The following is a 19,880-nucleotide window of genomic DNA, read 5'->3' on the forward strand; positions in this document are numbered from 1 at the left end:
ATCAGTCCTTTTCAAAATGAAGCAGCCTTACTTTTAGGGCTGCTTCATTTTTTTATAGCTACGTTTCCAAAAAAGGAACTTCTATCGATATCCACTAAATCTGGATGATGCCCTAGCTAAGGTCCAATCAATGCTTTTTTTTAACTCTTTCATCTCAAAGAACCGGCTTTTTGGAAGTCTATTAAAGCTTTTATTGCCATTTAAAACTGGGTATAATCGCACTTCATTTTTCACTATTTGTAGAATATTATTTTGTAAAAATTGCTTTTAAAAACCATGACATTTTAAAATATTTGGAATAAGGAAATTTATTTAATTTTTTAAGTCTATGGATGAAGGAAAGAAAAGATGTTTCGTAGTGATGGGTTTTGGAACCAAAACCGATTATGTCAACGGAAGAAAACTCGACTTAAATAAATCTTACCGCCTCCTTATCAAACCAGTTGTTGAGCAAAAAGGAATTGAATGCGTGAGGGCTGATGAAATCCCTCATTCTGGTTCGATTGACGTTCAGATGTATCGCGAATTATTAAAAGCTGACTTGGTGATTGCAGATCTATCTACGGCAAACCCAAATGCGCTTTATGAATTGGGGATTAGACATGCACTGAGACCCTATACTACAATTGTTATTTCTGAAGATAAATTGGTTTACCCTTTCGATCTTAATCATATTTTGATCACCAAATATCAACACTTGGGAGATGCGATAGACTATGAGGAAGTGGGGAGGTTTAGGCAAGCATTGGGGAATTTAATTGATGAGGTCATAGATAAAAATGAGTCTGATAGCCCTGTATATACCTATCTCAATTCTTTAATCCCTCCAAAGACCCAGCAAGAAATAAAAGAATCCATAGAGACTTCTCCGGAGTCTTCCCAAAATGAAGACACGGGAAAGGCCCTTTCATTGATCATTCAAGAGGCTGAAAGTGCGGTAGAAATAAAGGATTTTGATTCAGCAAGAGATTTATTCCAGTCTGCAGTTCTTTTATCCAAAATAAATCAAGAACAAAGTGATACTTATTTAATTCATAGACTGGCATTTTGCACCTATAAAGCTGCCAAACCAGATTTAATTTCCTCGCTTTACAAATCTCTTGATCTACTTATTTCCATCAACCTTGCACACACCAATGATCCAGAAACCGTCTCCACTGCTGGGGCAGTCGAAAAGAAACTATATGAGTGCGGAGAAGGCGATCAACATTTAGAAAACTCTATCCTCTATTATCAAAGAAGCTTTTACCTGCTCAATAACCGATACAATGGAATCAATTTGGCCATTACCTTTGTCTATCGCTCAAACTCAAACATTGTTAGCAATGAAAAAGAGCGAATTGCAGATTTGGTTTTTGCTCAAAGAACTTGGAAAAGGGTGATATTTTTATGTGAACGTGATTGGCCTATGATCCTAATAAAGGAGAAAACGGATGCTTCTTTTGACTCGACAACTGAGGAGTCTCAAGAGATGGAAGAATACTACGCCCGACAAAAGTTTTGGATTACAGTTAACCGGGCAGAAGCTTACTTTGGCCTAGGGAACTTTGAATTATATGGCAAATACCTAGAAGAAGCAAAAAAAATTCCGCATCCAAAGTGGATGTGGGAGAGCTTTACAGATCAAATTGGTAGATTAGAGGCTGAATTAAGAAAATCCGGTCATTTAATGGATCCGATTTGGACCCCGCCGGCATAACTAAACCATATTGCCTAGATTTTATGCAAAACCCATTATTGGCTCAATTTGCCACACCATTCGATACCGCCCCTTTTAACAAAATAAAAACTGAAGATTACTTACCTGCAATCAAAGCTAGTATCGATGAAGCAAAATTAGAAATTGAAGCGATCAAAAATGAGGAGCAGCCAAGTTTTGAAAACACGATTGAAGCCCTCGATCGATCAGGTAAAAAGCTAGGAATCATAAGTTCGATTTTCTTTAATCTAAATTCAGCCGAGACGAGTCCTGAATTACAAAAACTGGCTAGAGAAATTTCCCCTTTGCTAACACAGCACTCCAATGATATTTTATTGGATCAGGTATTATTTCAAAAAGTAGCTTCAGTTTTTGATTCACAGGAAAATTTAGATTTAACTCCAGAGCAGAAAACCCTTCTTGAAAAAACTTTCAAATCTTTTGTTAGAAATGGCGCAAAGTTAGGCCCAGAGCAAGGTGAAACTTTAAGAAAAATAGATCAAGAACTTGCACAGCTAAGTTTAAAATTTGGAGAGAATGTCTTGGAAGAGACCAATAAATATGTCCATTTCGAGACTGAAGAAAGCGCAATTGAAGGATTGCCAGAAGGAATAAAAGAAGCAGCATCTCAAATAGCTGAAGAAAAAGGAAAACCAGGACAATGGGCATTCACCCTTGATTACCCGAGCTATATCCCTGCTTTAACCTATGCCAAAAACAGAGACTTAAGAAAGCTTTTATTTTTAGCATACAACACCAAGTGTTCTAAAGGTGATGAACTTGATAATCAGCAAATCATTAAGGACATCCTGAACTTAAAGGAAAAGCGAGCACAGCTTTTAGGGTATAAAAATCACGCTGAATTCATTTTGGAGGAGCGTATGGCAAAAAGCCCAGATGAGGTCACACAATTTTCTGAATCACTCCTAGCTAAGGCCAAACCAAAAGCTGAAAAAGAGATTGAAGAATTAAGCAAATTTGCCAAAGACCTTGACGGTATCACAGAACTCCAAAAATGGGATTTCGCTTATTATTCCGAACTTCTCAAAAAGGAGAAATACGCAATTGATGATGAGCTTTTAAAGCCCTATTTCCAGTTAGAAAAAGTGATTTCAGGAGTTTTCCAAACTGCCCAAAAACTTTACGGATTAGAGTTCATTCCTAATTCCGAAATACCTGTATATCATCCAGATGTACTAGCGTATGAGGTAAAAGATCGGGAAGGAAAGCATCTAGCAGTGTTCTACGCTGATTATTTCCCAAGAGCCGGAAAAAGAAACGGTGCTTGGATGACCAGCTACCAAGGGCAAAGTGAAAGAGATGGAGTAGAGAAAAGACCTCATATTTCTATCGTTTGTAACTTTACCAAGCCTACCAAAACGAAGCCTAGTTTACTGACATTTAACGAGGTAACCACCTTATTCCATGAATTTGGCCACGCCCTTCATGGTATGGTTGCCAAAACAAAATACGAGTCAATCTCTGGCACTAGCGTCTACTGGGATTTTGTGGAACTGCCATCGCAAATATTTGAAAACTGGTGCTACGAAAAAGAATGCCTTGACTTATTCGCTGAGCACTATGAAACGGGTGAGAAAATTCCTTCTGATCTAATTGAAAAAATTAAGAAGGCAGCGAACTTTCAGCAGGGGTATCAAACGGTCCGTCAAATTAGCTTCGGACTACTAGACATGGCATTCCACAGCACAAAGGCTCAGGAAATCACCGATATTCCGGAATTCGAAAGAGGCATCATGAAGAGAACTGATTTACTTCCTCCTGTTCAAGGGACATTGATGGCAACCTCGTTTTCACACATTTTCCAAGGTGGATATTCTGCTGGGTATTACAGTTACAAATGGGCTGAAGTTTTGGATGCAGATGCATTCGAATTGTTCCAGGAAAAAGGCGTTTTTGACCAAGAAACAGCTGCTTCTTTTCAAAAGAACATCCTTTCAGCTGGAGGAAGTGAGCACCCTTCCATTTTGTATAAAAGATTTAGGGGACGTGAGCCAAAGCAAGATGCTTTATTAAAACGAGCTGGATTAGTTTCCAAGACTTAAAATAAAGAACACTTCTATTCAAAAATTGAATTATATTAATCTCAGTGTCTGAAAAAATGCCTTTTTATGATCCAAAATAGCCTTAAAATGCCTCCTTACTTGAAGGCACTTTCTGTACTGATATTTATTATCGTCTTGGTTTTTTTCCTTATCGTAGGAAAGAGCCTTTTAGTACCCTTGTTTATGGGTGGCTTTTTTGCTGTTCTGTTTACGCCTTTAAGCAATTGGTTGGAAGCACGTAAGGTTCCTAGAACACTTTCCAGTGTCATATCTTTGATAATCAATATCACCTTAGTCGTAGGGTTTGTTGCATTTATTATTTCAACAGTAGCCAATTTTACAAATGACTTTGATAATGTTTCTGAGAAATTAACAAGCTATGCAAAAGAGGTTGATGAATGGACCTATGAAAATTTTGGGATTGATGAGAATCTAGATGAAAAAGCCAGTAACGATTTCATAAAAACGGTGCTTCAGGAGAACAGTAAAAACATCACGGGTTTTGCATTAAAAACTGTTGGTTCTCTTTCGGGTTCTATTCTGATTCCAGTTTTTATGTTCTTCTTCTTGCTATATCGAGATCATTTAACAGAAGTGATGATCCGAATTTATCGTGACAAAGACCCTCAACTTGTCAGGATGCGGATTACCAGTCTTAGAAAATTACTCCAAAGCTACGTCATCGGAGTTTTGAAAGTGATGGGAATATTGGCCGTTTTGAACGTTACAGCATTTACAGCACTTGGAATAAAGCATGCAATTTTCTTTGGTCTAATCGCCGCTTTCTTAAACATTATCCCTTATGTAGGCCCTTTGGTTGGTGCCATGATGCCTATGATTTATTCATTCCTGACGAAAGACAGCTTATTCTACCCCATTGCAGTTCTTGCTAGTTATCAATTGATCCAGTTAATTGAAGGAAATATATTGACTCCAAAAATCGTAGGTGGTAATGTCAATCTAAATCCATTTATTACGTTTCTTGGATTATTAGTAGGGGCCTCGATCTGGGGCATTGCCGGAATGATATTAATCATACCAGTATTGGCAATCTTGCGTGAAATATTTGAATTAAGTGATCAAACTAGTCCTTTTGCCTTACTTTTGGGGGAAGAAAAACCGCATGAAAAAACTAAACCAAAAGAAGACGATTAACCTAGGATTATTCCTACTCATCCTATTTTCATTTTCTTGTGATAGCCTTGATGACAAAAAGGGGCGTTTTCTTCTTAAAGGAAATGAAAAACTAGAAGAGAATGATCCAAAGTCAGCGATTGAATTTTATCAGGAGGCGATTGACTTAGACAGTGCCTATTTTGACGCCCATTACAATAAAGCAATGGCTCATTTAAGGTTAAATCAACTTGATCAAGCTATTCATGCTTTTAGCGACGGGATTCAGGTTAATCAATCTAGCTTTGAAAGCTATTTCCAAAGAGGGTTAGCCTACTTGGATAATGGCGAGTTTTATAAAGCCCGGGAAGATGCCCAGCAGCTGGTTCAGATGGATTCTAAATCCTGGAAAAGCTACTTTTTGACCGGATTGGTAGAAGAAAAATTAAACAACTACCCTCAAGCATTGGCTTCTTTCGAAAAGGCGGTCGAATTGGATCCCACTAATTCAGATCTTTTAGTCAATCAGGCAACCTTGCTTTATTACGAACAAAAATCAGAGGAGGCATTAATAATTCTCGATAAAGCGGAAGAAGTCAACCCAGCTGAACCCAATCTCCACAACTTAAGGTCAATGATTTACTTTGATAGAGAATCCTATCAAGAGGCTTTAGACGCAGTAAATAAAGCTATTGCCTTGAATAATACCCAAGCCTATTTCTATAATAACAAAGGCCTGTATATGATGTTTACAGGAGATTTAGAAGGCGGATTGGATTTAGTGAACCAGAGTATCAAAATGAACGAGAACAACCCTTATGCGCTTCGAAACAAAGGGATTTACTATGTATTGACTGGTGACAAGGTAACTGCGCTTCAATATTTGGCAGAATTAAATGAAAATTACCCAGATATGCCTTTAGTTGAAGAATACCTCGAAAAGGCTCAGGGCTTATAATTCTCTTTTGAAATTACATCCTTGATGCTTTTTAATAATTCTGCAGCATCAATCGGTTTGGCAACAAAACCGTCAAACCCGCATTGATCAATTTTCTCCATGATTTCCAATTTGGCTGCGGCAGTTAAGGCAATGACTGGTTTATCAGAAAACGACTTAATAGCTACCGTTGCATCAAAGCCATCCATTACTGGCATTTGGATATCCATCAGAATGCAGTCATAAGAATTGGATTTAGCTGCGGCTACTGCTTCCTCTCCATTCAACACACGATCATATGTGTATCCCCATTTTTTGATGATTTTACCCAAAACCAATGCATTAACATCGTTATCCTCTGCCATCAGTAAGTGTAAAACTTTTGGAGCTAAGCTGACATTTTCAGCGGGAACCAAGGCATTGGTCTCATGCTCGGCAACATCAAATTCTAATTCAAAATAAAACTTACTTCCCTTTCCTACCTCAGACTCAAGCTGAATAGTTCCTCCCATTAATTGAAGTAGTTTTCTAGTAATTGAAAGCCCTAAACCTGTTCCACCATATTTAGTACTAAATGTTGGTCTTACCTGGTCAAAATCATTAAAAATCTTGTCTTGATTTTCCTTGGCAATACCTATCCCCGAATCTTTTACTTCAAAATAAACCTTCGCTTTCTCATTAGAAGATTCTTTCAGTTTTACTGTCACATCCACATCCCCTTCGTTGGTGAATTTTAAGGCATTTGTAATCAGGTTATTCAGTATTTGAGAAAGTCTGGTTTTATCTCCTTTCAACCAAATCTCAAGCCCTTCTGAAATATGTAAATTCAAATTGTTTTTACTATCCCCAGCATGAAAAGAAAGACCTTTGATTATTTGATTAATAAGATTTTGGAATTGGAAAGGTTCTTTTTCAATAGTCAATTTTCCAGCTTCAATTTTCTGGAAATCGAGTAAATCATTGATCATAATGATCAAATTATCAACCGCAAAGTTGATCGTGTTCAATGCTGACTCTTGTGAAGAATTAGTTTCCTCTTGCAGCAAAGAATAGACAGATCCTGAAATGGCATTGAGAGGTGTTCTGAGTTCATGGCTTATCATGGATAAAAACTCAGACTTTATTTGACTTGCTTTTTCAGCGGTCATTCGAGCCTCATTCAGCTTATTTTCAAATTCCTTTTGCTCGCTTATATCTGTCAGATACCCGTACCAAACCATGTCACCATTTGCCAGCAACTGCGGCCTTGCTGCACCTAAAACCCATCGGTATTCCTCAGAGTTCACTCCAGACTTGACTCTAAATTGACATTGCCATGGCTCTTGCTTTTTAGAAGAAGCGACAGAACTCATGATTACTTTAGGCAAATCCATCGGGTGGACTTTGCTAATGGCAACCGAAATATCAGAAACCTCATCCATTTCTTCAGGGCTAATTCCCAACACGGAAGTGATTCCCTTAGAAAGGAAAGAGAAGTTCATCCTACCCTCACTATCCAACACCATCTGATACAAACCTCCAGGCACCTGCTCTGTCAGGTTCATCAGAAAATCATTATTTTTTTCTAATGTCTTCTCCAGTTCAAGTTTTTCAGAAATATTCCTGAAACTTAATTGAATGTACCGTTGTCCATCTATGTTGGTTGATTTTACCGAAGTCTCTAAAAAGAACTGCTTTCCTTGCCCATTTAATATGTTGGAATGAGTCTTGAATATCTCCTCATCAGAGTTTTTTATCCAGTCTTTCCAAAGCTCTGAATGTTCAAAAAGACTACTTAATTCCTTTAAATGCTTTAACTCCTGAGTGGAATCCAGACCAAATAATAAATTGGTTTGCTCATTGGATAAAAATATTTCACCATCAGGAAAAACTACCATTGAAGGCTCAATTGAAACATTAAATAGCGTTTCTAATGCTTCAATTTTCTTGTTTTTCTTTTGGTTTGAGTAATCATCCCAAATGATTCCTGCATGAATTTTCTGCTGCTCTTCAAAGGGCAGAATTTTTACCTTCAAGAACTTTTCTTGAGCACCAGCCAATTGGATCTCGAACTCCTCCGATTCTCCTGCTTTACTCAAGGCGAGTTGGAAAGCTTTTTTCCATAGTTTTTTAAATTCCTCAAGTCCTGAGCTCAAAGATTCATTTGCAAAATCTATGGTTTTAATTCCTCCAAAAAACTGAGCTGCTACTGGGTTTAGAATTAGTTTTTCCTCTTCTGAATCATATTGCCATGTTCCGGATTTATTCTGATCAGGAGCTTCTATCATCAACTGCTCAACCTGCAATTCACGATTTTTCTTCTCTGTTCTTTCGGTAATATCTCGGGCTATAATAAAAAATCTGTCCGGCGAAAACTGGACAGAACATTCTAATACTTTAAATCCACGTTTCTTTGTCTTGACCCTTACTTCAAAAAACACACTTGAATCCTTCAGACTATGGTTCCTCCATAAATCTCTTACTTTTCCTAAATCATCAGGATGTATATGGCTACAAAGGCTATTATTCAACAATTCTCCAACCTCATAACCTAAAACGGGTTGTGCCGCTCCGTTTAAGTAGGTCAGATAATCATGTTGACCAATAGCAATAATATCTAAACTAGATCTAAAAAATTGTTGAGACTCCTTTTTACTTGGTAAACCATGCGTCTTTACTTCTTTGCCTTTATAGAAAAGAAAATAATTGGTACCACTTTCATGGGGAAGCTCAAGCTTGAAGTTAAAATCTTTTCCTTCGTGAGTTAATATCAATTCCTCTTTGAAAATATAGGCATTGATATCCAGTCCCAATCCTGCTAAGGTTTTCTCCTTTAAAGATTCTCCAATTTGATTTTCGAATGACTCATTCCCATAAAAAATACTGTAGGGGTAGGTATCATCTGCAAGAAACACCATTTCTGATGATTCATATATGATTTTCTTAAAGGTGCTATTAATACCTCGTTCTTGCATTTGAATTTGAAAAACCTATAGGGCGGATAAGTTGATACAATGGATTGGCTTATTGTACCAATACACTCGTAAACATACATTAATTTGTATTTCATATCAAATATTTTGACTTATAAATACATTTTTCTGTATAAAAAATACATGAAAGGTATGTTTGGTTTTTAATTCCAAGCCCAAAATGCAAGGAGCATAAAAAAAGCCGTGATAATTTCTTATCACGGCTTTTCAAATTTAAATTCTTACAATTATGCTTTTGCTTTAATAAGGTTCAATGCGGAACCCGCTTTAAACCAATCAATTTGTGCTGCATTGTAAGTATGATTTGCAACGATTATATCTTTCGAACCGTCAGCATGAACAAACTCAAGGGTAAGAGGTTTTTCTGGAGCAAATTGCTCTAGGTCTAGGAAGTTGATTGTATCATCCTCCTGGATTTTATCATAATCAGCCTCATTATCAAAAGTCAATCCAAGCATACCTTGCTTCTTCAGGTTTGTTTCATGAATTCTGGCAAAGGATTTTACTAACACCGCTTTCACACCAAGATGCCTTGGCTCCATAGCAGCATGCTCTCTAGAAGAACCTTCTCCATAGTTATGATCTCCAACCACAATAGTAGGAATACCAGCAGCTTTATAGGCTCTCTGAGTAGCTGGAACTGGTCCATACTCACCAGTTAGTTGACTTTTCACTGAGTTTGTAGCGTCATTAAATGCATTAACCGCACCAATTAGGCAATTGTCAGAAATATTGTCCAAATGTCCCCTAAACCTTAACCATGGACCTGCCATAGAAATGTGGTCCGTAGTACATTTCCCAAATGCTTTGATCAAAAGTTTAGCACCTGAAATGTTCTTTCCATCCCAAGGAGCAAACGGATCTAGCAGCTGAAGTCTTTTAGAATCTGGCTTAACTTTAACTTCCACATTACTTCCATCTTCTGCTGGAGCTTGGTATCCGTTATCCTCTACCGCAAATCCTTTTTCTGGAAGTTCATCTCCTTTAGGAGGATCTAATTTCACTTCAACCCCATCTTCATTGATCAATTTATCAGTTATTGGGTTGAAACCTAAATCACCTGAGATGGCGATAGCAGCTACCATTTCTGGAGAAGTTACAAATGCGTGAGTGTTTGGATTTCCATCCGCTCTTTTCGAGAAGTTTCTATTGAAAGAGTGAACAATGGTGTTCTTCTCTTTTTTATCTGCACCAGCTCTTGCCCACTGACCAATACATGGTCCACAAGCATTGGTAAAGATAGTAGCATCCAAATCAGTAAAGATTTTAAGCAAACCATCTCTGTCTGCTGTAAACCTTACTTGCTCAGAACCTGGGTTAATCCCAAACTCTGCTTTGGTTTTCAATTTTTTATCTACAGCCTGTTTTGCAATAGATGAAGCTCTTGATAAATCCTCATAAGATGAGTTAGTACAAGAACCGATTAGTCCCCATTCTACTTTTGTTGGCCATCCATTTTTCTCTGCTTCAGCTCTTACTTGAGATACTGGAGTTGCTTTATCTGGTGTAAATGGACCATTAACGTGTGGTTCTAAAGTATCAAGATCAATCTCGATTACTTGATCAAAGTATTGCTCAGGATTCGAGTAAACCTCGCTATCACCTGTTAAGTGTTCTTTTACTCCATTAGCCAATTCAGCTACATCCGCTCTATCAGTCGCTTTCAAATAGCGCTCCATTGACTCATCATAACCAAATGTTGAGGTGGTAGCACCAATTTCAGCGCCCATATTACAGATAGTACCTTTACCAGTCGCTGAAAGAGATTTAGCACCGTCTCCGAAATATTCAACGATACAACCAGTACCTCCTTTAACAGTAAGAATACCGGCTACTTTAAGGATAACGTCTTTAGCAGAAGTCCAACCGTTCATTTTACCAGTCAACTTCACTCCAATAAGTTTTGGGAATTTAAGTTCCCATGCCATTCCTGCCATCACATCTACAGCATCAGCACCACCAACACCGATAGCTACCATTCCGAGACCACCAGCATTCACGGTATGAGAATCTGTTCCGATCATCATACCTCCTGGGAAGGCATAGTTTTCTAATACTACTTGGTGAATAATACCTGCACCTGGCTTCCAGAAACCAATTCCATACTTGTTGGAAACTGACTCCAAAAAGTTAAAAACCTCCCCACTGGCAGTAAGTGAACTACTTAAATCTGCTTTAGCACCATTTTGTGCCAAGATCAAGTGATCACAGTGCGCTGTGGAAGGAACTGCTACCTTATCTTTTCCAGCTTGCATAAACTGTAAAAGTGCCATTTGAGCAGTTGCATCTTGCATGGCAACTCTATCTGGAGCAAAATCCACATATGATTTCCCTCTCTCAAAGCTTTCTGTAGCATCTCCATCCCAAAGGTGAGCGTAAAGTATTTTCTCTGCTAAAGTAAGTGGTTTTCCTACCACCTTCCTGGCAGCTGCTATACGCTCAGGATACTTCGCATACACTGCCTTGATCATTTCTATATCAAATGCCATTTATAAAGGATATTTTATGTTGTATTAAAAGGTTCTGTTTTGTCGAAGGCAAATATAGAAATATAGCCCAATAATCGGTAGCCACAGACAACCTGTAAACTAGGGTTTATCCTAATTTAAAACCATTTTAAGCGCGCGCCACCAATTTTAAGCTAAAAAATAAACAACCATGCCTAAATAAATACCTCCAATCAGACATAAACCCAGGCAGTACTTGAATAAATCTTTCGCTTTCACCCCCGTAATAGTTATTAACGGTAATGCCCAAAATGGTTGTAATAAATTACTTATTTGATCGCCATAGGAAAAGACTAAAACCATTTTTCCAATAGACATTCCCATCGCTTTTGCAGAATCCAGAATAATGGGCCCCTGCACGGCAAATTGTCCTCCCCCTGAAGGAATAATCAAATTAACAGCAGCTGCGGAAACATACGAAATTAGCGGCAAGGTACTTTGACTGGCGTTGGAAACTAAACCTGAAGAAAATTCTTCTAGTAGTCCTGAATGAGTCATCAGTCCTAAAATACCTGCATAAAATGGGAATTGAATAAAAATATCAATTGAGGATTTTATCCCTGAACCTATTGCTTTTTTGAACTGCCCCATCGATTGATAGGCTATTAAAGTCAAGCCAAAAAGAAGAAAATTGATTGTATTGATATTGACTGAGGCAAGTTCTGGAACTGAACCAAATACAAAATTAAAGAAGGCAATTAGCACCATCGCAAAGCCTATGATAAAAGCGAAGTAACTTCTTTTTCCTGGAAGAATGGCTTTGAGAGGTTTTGCATCAATTTCAATTTTAGCGGATTTTTCGCTATTGGAAAAGACCAATAAGGATAAGGCAAAAACAAATACCAAACCTATCGAAACCCAAAAATTAGAAATACTCCCAATTGTCTCTGAAATCGGGATCACCCCTATTTTACCCTCCAAAAAATGACCTTTTTCAGCCACTTTCAATGGCGCAGAACCTGAAAGCCCTCCATGCCAAACGGCCATTCCCAAATATCCTGCCGCGGCTAAAAGTGCTGGATTTGGATTATATCCTTTTTCTTTGGCCGCAACATATACAAACCTAGCTAACAAGGCCCCAATAACAAGTCCAAAACCCCAGTTTAATAATCCTCCAACCATAGCAATTATGCCGGTCATCAATACTCCTTGAGTCTTATTTTTTGGGATATGGGCGATCCTTTTTAAAAATAAATGTACGGGCTGAAAAACAGCTAAGGCATACCCAAAGACTAAAATCATTATCATTTGAAGCGTAAAAGTCAATAGGCTGAAAAATCCCTGTTGCCAATACCCTAATGATATCAATGTTCTTTTTCCAAATGAAACTTCTTCCTTGATCCCAAAAATAATCACCATCAAAAAACATAGTACTGTAAGTCCTATGACCAGAGCAAATGGAGATGGGAAAAATTGCTTTCGAGAACGTTGAATCAATTTTACAATTACTTTTTAAGTATAAATTTTAGACCTAATATTATCTTTTAAACCTTACTTCACAACTCAAGTAAGCCCTTGAGCCCCCCTTTTAGTTTGACTTAAATGGAACTAATTTATAATCCTTTTTCTGTAAGTCTTTTAATATCAGGAGCCTTAGTCGCTGCACTTTCGGCTTTTATTGCAGTAAAACTTGGCAGTTCAACGAGATGGATCGCATTAACCATGCTTTCTGCTTCAATCTGGGGCTTTTTCTATGGATTTGAATTAGCAAGTACTTCAAAAGAAGCAATGCTTTTTTACGTCAAACTAGAATATTTGGGCGTATTAACCACCCCCACATTTTGGTTAATATTCTGTATTAAATATACAGGATTGAAGCCCAAATATTCTGCATTGACTTACTTTTTTGTAGGGATCATTCCGCTGATTTCTTACCTAATTTTGATGACCAATGAACTACATCATCTTCACTATGCTAGTACAAGTGTAAATCTAAATGGCCCATTTCCTTTATTAGATATAAAAATTGGGCCTTGGTACATAGTCAATATTATTTACTCGTATTCTGCATTTCTGATAGGTCTGATCATCTTATGGAGCAGATTCCGAAATTCAGATCCGCTTTATAAAACACAAACTAAGTTGATTTTTGCTGCCGGGGTATTCCCTATCCTTATCAACTTATTATATCAATTGGGGCTTTTTAGAATTTATGCAGAAATAGATAGTACCCCTTTCGCCTTTCTGTTTACTTATTTGATTCTAGGCTTTGCCATCATCAGATTTAGCTTGTTTAGCATTATCCCCATAGCAAAAGAAAAAATAATAGCCGTGATCACAAGAGGAGTCCTGGTGATAGACTCTAAATTGAATATCATTGACTACAATCCTGCGGCAAAGGATTATTTTGAAAAACCTCAAATCATAAAATCCGGAAATAACCTGAATAAAATATTTGAGAATTTCCAGCCTATTCTCGATTTGGTAAATTCCAATAGGCATCAAACAATGGAAGTACCTGATACTATTCATGGTGAAAGAAAAATTGTAAGAATAGAGTCCATTCCAATTTTAGACAAAAAATCCTCACTTTCAGGAACTTTACTCTTATTTGAAGATATCAGTGAAGAAGTAATAACTAAAGAAACACTTCAAACTCAAGCCAAGGATTTACAGCAGTTAAATGACTTAAAAGACAAGTATTTTAGCATAATTTCCCATGATCTGAAGAGCCCTATTTTCGGAATAAGAGAGCTATTACACTTAACCCAAAGTGGTGATGTTTCTCAAGAAGAATTTATGGAAATGCTGCCAGAAGTGACACAGAACATCGAAAATATTGCCAGTCTCTTGGAAAATTTATTGGCCTGGACAAGCACTCAAATTAAAGGTGAGCACATCCAGATAAGTGAGTTCAATCTTTTTAAGGTTTTAGAGGAACAAGCCGATTTGGTAGACAGAATAGCACAAGGAAAAGGTATTAATATAGAGTTGGCCGATGAGAGGAATGTCTTAGTAAAGGCTGATCAGAATATGATCGAATTGGTGTTGAGAAACATCCTCAGCAATGCTGTTAAATTTTCACATCGAAATAGCAAGATTAATATCTCTGTTTCAGAAAGTGGGGAGTTTGAAAAAGTCTGTATTGAAGATTTTGGAACAGGTATTTCAGAAGAAAATCTGAAGAAACTGAGGCAGGGCATTTCATTTTCTACCAAAGGAAGACAAAATGAATCTGGCACTGGCTTAGGTATTCTTTTGGTAAATGAATACATCCAAAAAAACAATGGTCACATTGAGATCAACTCAGAACTTGGAAAGGGTACAAAATTTTGTATTTATATCCCTAAAGCTTAGCCCCTTCTCTAGTTTAAGCCTTGTAAAAACTCCAAAGTATCTACTTGATCTGCATAATCCCAAGGCTCAGGCTCCTGTGCATTCCCGAATGGAATGGCTCCTTCCCAATAATCCGGATTTGCCACAACACATTGAATTTTACTCTGGATGCCGTCCATTTTTTTAGATAAAGCTTCTTTTGACTGGTATGTTTCAAAATAAAGCACCGAAATAGGCGAAACTAATTCTTCTGATTCTTTCACCAGTAAAAACCCATTATCCAGGTGCTTGTCACCATTAACTAAGTATATGGATTTATTGTATTCGTAATTGTTATGGTACTTATGGTGATTAGAAATAGGAGAATAAACTTCCAATGCTGGAAGTAAATTCTGAAGCTGCTCCTCCGATTGGATAAATACTTTTGACACGTTTCTGCAGCCCAAGCCAAAGTATTTGAAAATATCTTTCCCTAAAGCCTCAAGTTCCTCTTTACTTTCTTCTCCTGACAAAACTGCCACTGAGGTTCTATTTTGCCTTATTACACTTGGGTATTTACCAAAATAATAATTGAAGTATCTAGCCGAATTATCACTTCCAGTGGCTATATAAGCATCTTTCCCTTTGAGCATTTCTTCCACTGAGATTAACTCTTCAAAGGAAGGTTCAATTTTTATTAGCTCTTGTATCAACCAATTCATCAAAATTGTATCGGAGGAACTTAATTTGACACATGCTTTATTCCCGCTGATTAATACAGTCATCAGATCATGAAAACCTACCATCGGAATATTACCGGCCATCATGATCCCCACAGATTTGGGGTCGGCAGGCTCATCAATTTTATATTTAGACAACCATTGATCCAATTTGTCTTCATGTAAGAAATTGACAATCCCTGAAAATGCTGAGGCAATGGATTCTTCGGTAAACCAACTATTCCCGTTTTGAGCTCTCCAGTTAAGTTCCTCACGAGTTTCCTCGTCCATGGATTGAATATTCAAACCAAGATTTACAAATGCCTTTTTTCTAATTTTTAAATCCATGAGTCAATTTTAGAGCTGCAAATTTATCTATTTTGGCAGGAAGGATCAGAAAAGATTGGATTAAATTACCTTGCTATTCAAATTTTTATTGCCTGTTGTCTCAAGGCTTGTTACTTTTGAATTTAAATAATTGAGTTATGGCAATAATGATTACCGACGAATGCATCAATTGTGGTGCATGCGAACCTGAATGTCCAAACACTGCGATCTACGAAGGTGGTATCGAGTGGACCTGGGGTGGAGGTACTACATTGAAGGAAGTTACTCTGGAAGATGGTACCGTTGTAGATGCAAATGAAAAGCAAGAACCTGTTTCCGATGAATTCTATTACATAGTAACTGAAAAGTGTACTGAGTGTAATGGGTTTCACGAAGAGCCACAGTGTGCAGCTGTTTGCCCAGTGGATTGTTGTGTGGATGACCCTGATCATCCTGAAACAGAAGAAGTGCTTTTAGCTAAAAAAGAAATGATGCACGGAGAGTAAACCTGCAATTGGACTTTGATTCAAATATTTTCTGAATTTTAGGCTTCTTTTACATCAAAAATTGATGGATTTTGCCAAAAAAATGGTTGATAGCTTTGAATTCTAGAAAGGTTTTACCTTATCTTGGGTCGTATATTATTAAAAACAAAAAAATATTAAAGACAAAAACAGTGGAAGATAACAGAGGTTATGATAGGGAAGAGATCTTTTCGAAAAAAGTAAAAGCAGGTAAGAGAACCTATTTTTTCGATGTTAAATCAACCCGTGCCAACGATTATTATTTAACAATTACAGAAAGTAAAAGAAAAGCTAACGGCGATTCTTTCACTTATGAGAAGCATAAAATTTTCCTTTACAAGGAGGACTTCTTCAAATTTGCAGAGGCATTGAACGAATCTGTAGATTATGTGAAAACAGAATTATTACCTGATGTTGATTTTGATCAATACGAGCAGGAGGAAGAAGAATCTTCCAGCGAATTGAAATGGGAATAGAATCTGATTCGTAAATTTTATTTTCGAAAGACAGAAATAGTATATTAGAGGAGGCAGTTTTGCCTCCTTTTGTTTTCTATATATGCAGCGTTTTTTTATTCATGTAATACTAATCATCTTAGGGCTCCTACTATTCGGTTGGTATTTTTCAAACATTACCCTTTACCTGGTCATCTCTTTGATCATAGCGGCCCTATTAAGGCCTATGACCAATCAACTGAATGATTTTCATTTATTGGGTCAACATATCCCCAGATGGTTAGCGATCATTATTTCTTATTCAGCCATCGTCTTCATATTCGTTTTACTAAGCTTTCTATTCTTCCCTTTGATCAACAATCAGGTGTTGATTTTAAGTGAATTAGACTTAAACACCATTTACGAGGAGATAAATATCCCTATTCAAAAGGTTGAAAACTTCTTATTCCGATATCAACTCCTAGAAAGCGAGCCTGGATACCTTTTTAATCAACTCAAAACCCAGATTATTGACACCATCAAGGGAATAGACTTTGGCGCTTTTATTTCCAACATATTAAACACGACCAGTAGTGTATTTATTGGGTTGATGGCGATTTTATTCATCACCTTTTTCCTATTGCTGGAAAATGGGCTACTAAGAAGAAACTTACTAAACCTGATTCCCAACCCCTATTTTGAGCTTTCAGTGGCGACTTTCACTAAAGTCGAAAAACTGCTTTCCAATTACCTATCAGGCTTATTACTGCAGATGTTGGCTATCTTTTCAATTGCGAGTTTCGGATTGACCATTGTAGGTGTGGACTATGCATTGACGATCGCTTTATTTGCGGCCGTGGCAAATCTGATCCCCTATGCCGGACCACTTTTAGGCGCTACCTTTGGGATTATTGTTGGCGTATCGACAGGCAATTATGAGCAAAATCAAGAATTGAATTACCTTTTATTAAAAATACTCTCCGTATTTGGGGTGGTGCAAGTCATGGATAACATCTTCCTTCAGCCAATGATTTTTTCTAAATCAGTAAAAGCGCATCCCCTTGAAATTTTTGTTGTTATCTTTGCCGGAGCAAAAATCGCAGGGATCACCGGGATGATTTTTGCCATACCAGTTTATACCATTTTTAGGGTTTCGTTTATGGAATTTTATCAGGGGTATAAATCCTATAGAATCTTTAAAATAAAATAAGAAATAATGGCCTTACAGTGTGGCATCGTAGGACTTCCTAATGTTGGGAAATCCACTTTATTCAATGCGCTTTCCAGTGCTAAAGCAGAAGCTGCTAATTTCCCTTTTTGTACTATTGAACCAAATGTGGGCGTAGTAACTGTCCCAGATAAGAGATTACAGATCTTAGAAGGATTGGTTAGCCCGCAAAGGGTATTACCAACAGTGATTGAGTTTGTAGACATCGCTGGACTCGTAAAAGGAGCAAGCAAGGGTGAAGGCTTAGGAAATAAGTTTTTGGCAAATATCCGTGAAGTGGATGCAGTGATCCATGTGATCAGATGCTTTGATGATGAAAACATCGTCCATGTTGCGGGTAGTGTTGACCCTGTTTTTGATAAGGACGTAATTGATACAGAACTTCAGTTAAAGGACTTAGAGTCAATTGATAAAAAGATCCAAAAAACAGAAAAGGTTGCTAAATCAGGTGATGCTAAGGCCCGAAAAGAGCTTGAAACTTTAAATTTATTTAAGGAAGCTTTGACTTCAGGAAAAAACGCAAGATCTGTTGATGTGGAAAAAGAAGACCTGGAAGCAGTTTCTGATCTTCACCTTTTGACCATCAAACCTGTACTGTATGTCGCAAATGTAGATGAGGAAAGCATCTTAAAGGGAAATAAATACGTAGATCAATTAAAAGAGAAGGTTCAGGAAGAAAATGCTGAAGTCATTCTTCTATGTGCTGCGATCGAATCACAAATCGCTGAATTCGAAGATTTTGAAGAAAAAGAACTGTTTTTGGGTGAATATGGTTTAGAAGAGAGTGGGCTTAACAAACTAATCAGTGCAGCTTACTCGTTATTAGATTTAATTACCTATTTCACTGCAGGAGTACAAGAGGTTAGAGCTTGGACGATTAAAAAGGGCTGGAAAGCTCCCCAAGCAGCCGGAGTAATCCATACAGATTTTGAAAGAGGATTTATAAAAGCAGAAGTAATAAAACTAGCAGATTATCAAAATTTCAAAACAGAAGCTGGGTGCCGTGAGAATGGAAAAATTTCCATAGAGGGCAAAGAATATGTGGTCAAAGATGGCGATATCATGCATTTTAGATTCAATGTTTAATATTTCTTGAAAAAATTTGTACTTTCGCAATTCATAATCACCCATTAAAAACGTATTTTATTTATCTATTGTCTCAATTTATTTTTAAATCACCGTGAGAGTTAGACTTATATTTTCCCTAAAAAACAAAGGCTCATATTTGCCTTTTCATCACCAGTACATCCTTGCGCAATTCTTAAAAGGGTTGATCGTCAAAGGTGGTCGTGAAGAATTTTACAATTATAACTTCTTCAACTTTTCTGGCCTTAAAGGGCAGACAAAAGTAAGTCGAAGTGGATTGCATTATTACTCCAGCTTGGTGACCCTTGTATTATCTTCACAAAGCGAAGATTTCATGGACTATTTATTGGAACAAGTTTTTGCTACCCCTAAAGTGGAACTTGGAAACCTTATTTTAGTCCCTGAGTATACGGAGATTGAAATAGAACCGGTATTGGAAACTTCCAATAAATTCGTTTGTATTTCTCCCCTAGTATTGATCACTCCAGCATTCAATGAGGAAGCAGGTAAAAGATTCATCAGTCCAGATAGCGATGAGTTTTCTGATTTGCTTTATGAATCTACCTTAACTCGTATGGAGAAATCAGGCTGGTATACTCCAGAGCAAATGGAATCCTTCTTTAAATTTCAGGTTGTTCCTGACATGGTTTATGTCAACAAACTGAAAGAACAACAGAAGAAATTCGCAAGAATCTATGCCGTTTATGACATGGATGTCAAATATGAGGTAAGAGGTTACACCCTACCATTCACTTTGTATGCAGCTCCTGAGGTTCAGGACTTTGTTTTCAAATGTGGATTGGGAGCGTTTACCCATAAAGGTTTTGGAATGTTGGATTTGGCAACACATCCTCCAGGATCCAGAACAAAAACTTACAAATTCAAAAGAGAAGGATTTGTACCTTATAAGCCTAATGAGCGAGTTAGACAGAATGTCGCTCCTCCAGCAGAAGGCGAAGAGAAAGAAAGTGACAGTGGGTCTGAAGAAAAATCAGAATCATAAAATAATCCCTCTT

The 19,880-nt window shown here is 37.3% G+C and carries 14 protein-coding genes; 10 read left to right on the top strand and 4 right to left on the bottom strand.

Going from position 1 to position 19,880, the window contains the following annotated elements; translation table 11 throughout:
• The first annotated feature begins 328 nt into the window (after positions 1–328).
• The 4 genes from ALPR1_RS14410 to ALPR1_RS14425 all read left to right on the top strand — a co-directional run bounded on the left by ALPR1_RS14410 (position 329) and on the right by ALPR1_RS14425 (position 5,833).
• Positions 329–1,699, top strand: coding sequence for a tetratricopeptide repeat-containing protein (locus ALPR1_RS14410; protein WP_008201753.1), 1,371 nt, complete (start codon positions 329–331; stop codon positions 1,697–1,699).
• Positions 1,700–1,722: 23 nt separating this feature from the next.
• A complete protein-coding gene (locus ALPR1_RS14415; protein WP_008201754.1) occupies positions 1,723–3,762 on the top strand; it encodes a M3 family metallopeptidase in 2,040 nt (679 codons plus the stop codon).
• A 66-nt stretch (positions 3,763–3,828) separates the two neighbouring features.
• Positions 3,829–4,917, top strand: coding sequence for an AI-2E family transporter (locus tag ALPR1_RS14420; RefSeq protein WP_008201757.1), 1,089 nt, complete (start codon positions 3,829–3,831; stop codon positions 4,915–4,917).
• Positions 4,886–5,833, top strand: a complete 948-nt coding sequence (locus ALPR1_RS14425; protein ID WP_008201758.1) for a tetratricopeptide repeat protein — start codon at positions 4,886–4,888, stop codon at positions 5,831–5,833. Before ALPR1_RS14420 ends, ALPR1_RS14425 begins: the two co-directional genes overlap by 32 nt.
• On the opposite strand, the gene ALPR1_RS14430 is transcribed toward ALPR1_RS14425, so the two are convergent.
• The 3 genes from ALPR1_RS14430 to ALPR1_RS14440 all read right to left on the bottom strand — a co-directional run bounded on the left by ALPR1_RS14430 (position 5,821) and on the right by ALPR1_RS14440 (position 12,728).
• The gene (locus tag ALPR1_RS14430; protein ID WP_008201760.1) at positions 5,821–8,766 is read right to left on the bottom strand and encodes an ATP-binding protein; all 2,946 of its coding nucleotides are present in this window, start codon (positions 8,764–8,766) and stop codon (positions 5,821–5,823) included. The genes ALPR1_RS14425 and ALPR1_RS14430 overlap by 13 nt on opposite strands.
• Positions 8,767–9,011: 245 nt before the next feature.
• Positions 9,012–11,273 (bottom strand): aconitate hydratase, encoded by a 2,262-nt coding sequence (locus tag ALPR1_RS14435; RefSeq protein ID WP_008201762.1) that lies wholly within the window; start codon positions 11,271–11,273, stop codon positions 9,012–9,014.
• A gap of 147 nt (positions 11,274–11,420) precedes the next feature.
• A complete protein-coding gene (locus ALPR1_RS14440) occupies positions 11,421–12,728 on the bottom strand; it encodes a TIGR00366 family protein (protein ID WP_040302876.1) in 1,308 nt (435 codons plus the stop codon).
• A gap of 105 nt (positions 12,729–12,833) precedes the next feature.
• Here ALPR1_RS14440 and ALPR1_RS14445 point away from each other — a divergent pair, with 105 nt between their 5' ends.
• On the top strand, positions 12,834–14,588 hold the full coding sequence (locus ALPR1_RS14445) for a sensor histidine kinase (RefSeq protein ID WP_008201766.1): 1,755 nt from the start codon (positions 12,834–12,836) through the stop codon (positions 14,586–14,588).
• A gap of 8 nt (positions 14,589–14,596) precedes the next feature.
• Here the strand turns inward: ALPR1_RS14445 and ALPR1_RS14450 are convergent, their stop codons facing one another.
• Positions 14,597–15,613 (bottom strand): acyl-CoA reductase, encoded by a 1,017-nt coding sequence (locus ALPR1_RS14450; RefSeq protein ID WP_008201767.1) that lies wholly within the window; start codon positions 15,611–15,613, stop codon positions 14,597–14,599.
• Positions 15,614–15,750: 137 nt separating this feature from the next.
• On the opposite strand from ALPR1_RS14450, the gene ALPR1_RS14455 reads away from it, so the two are divergent.
• The 5 genes from ALPR1_RS14455 (at position 15,751) to cas6 (ending at position 19,867) form a co-directional block, all read left to right on the top strand.
• A complete protein-coding gene (locus ALPR1_RS14455) occupies positions 15,751–16,098 on the top strand; it encodes a 4Fe-4S binding protein (RefSeq protein WP_008201768.1) in 348 nt (115 codons plus the stop codon).
• Positions 16,099–16,268: 170 nt separating this feature from the next.
• Complete coding sequence (locus tag ALPR1_RS14460) at positions 16,269–16,592, top strand: DUF3276 family protein (RefSeq protein WP_008201769.1); 324 nt, start codon at positions 16,269–16,271, stop codon at positions 16,590–16,592.
• Positions 16,593–16,674: 82 nt separating this feature from the next.
• Positions 16,675–17,760: an AI-2E family transporter gene (locus ALPR1_RS14465; RefSeq protein ID WP_008201770.1), complete on the top strand. Its 1,086-nt coding sequence runs from the start codon at positions 16,675–16,677 to the stop codon at positions 17,758–17,760.
• 6 nt (positions 17,761–17,766) lie between these two features.
• Positions 17,767–18,864 carry a redox-regulated ATPase YchF gene (ychF, locus tag ALPR1_RS14470; RefSeq protein WP_008201771.1) on the top strand — a complete coding sequence of 366 codons (1,098 nt, stop codon included), beginning with the start codon at positions 17,767–17,769 and terminating at the stop codon, positions 18,862–18,864.
• A gap of 94 nt (positions 18,865–18,958) precedes the next feature.
• Entirely contained in the window at positions 18,959–19,867 is a 909-nt protein-coding gene (gene cas6, locus ALPR1_RS14475) for a CRISPR-associated endoribonuclease Cas6 (protein WP_008201772.1), read from the top strand.
• The last annotated feature ends 13 nt before the right edge of the window (positions 19,868–19,880 follow it).

It is taken from the genome of Algoriphagus machipongonensis, from assembly GCF_000166275.1.
Taxonomy (GTDB): Bacteria; Bacteroidota; Bacteroidia; order Cytophagales; family Cyclobacteriaceae; genus Algoriphagus; species Algoriphagus machipongonensis.

Bases quoted from the DNA above. Each gene is read 5' to 3' on its own strand.
- ALPR1_RS14410 (WP_008201753.1), top strand. From the start codon at position 329: ATGGATGAAGGAAAGAAAAGATGTTTCGTAGTGATGGGTTTTGGAACC.
- ALPR1_RS14415 (WP_008201754.1), top strand. From the start codon at position 1,723: ATGCAAAACCCATTATTGGCTCAATTTGCCACACCATTCGATACCGCC.
- ALPR1_RS14420 (WP_008201757.1), top strand. From the start codon at position 3,829: ATGATCCAAAATAGCCTTAAAATGCCTCCTTACTTGAAGGCACTTTCT.
- ALPR1_RS14425 (WP_008201758.1), top strand. From the start codon at position 4,886: ATGAAAAAACTAAACCAAAAGAAGACGATTAACCTAGGATTATTCCTA.
- ALPR1_RS14430 (WP_008201760.1), bottom strand. From the start codon at position 8,766: ATGCAAGAACGAGGTATTAATAGCACCTTTAAGAAAATCATATATGAA.
- ALPR1_RS14435 (WP_008201762.1), bottom strand. From the start codon at position 11,273: ATGGCATTTGATATAGAAATGATCAAGGCAGTGTATGCGAAGTATCCT.
- ALPR1_RS14445 (WP_008201766.1), top strand. From the start codon at position 12,834: ATGGAACTAATTTATAATCCTTTTTCTGTAAGTCTTTTAATATCAGGA.
- ALPR1_RS14450 (WP_008201767.1), bottom strand. From the start codon at position 15,613: ATGGATTTAAAAATTAGAAAAAAGGCATTTGTAAATCTTGGTTTGAAT.
- ALPR1_RS14455 (WP_008201768.1), top strand. From the start codon at position 15,751: ATGGCAATAATGATTACCGACGAATGCATCAATTGTGGTGCATGCGAA.
- ALPR1_RS14465 (WP_008201770.1), top strand. From the start codon at position 16,675: ATGCAGCGTTTTTTTATTCATGTAATACTAATCATCTTAGGGCTCCTA.
- ychF (WP_008201771.1), top strand. From the start codon at position 17,767: ATGGCCTTACAGTGTGGCATCGTAGGACTTCCTAATGTTGGGAAATCC.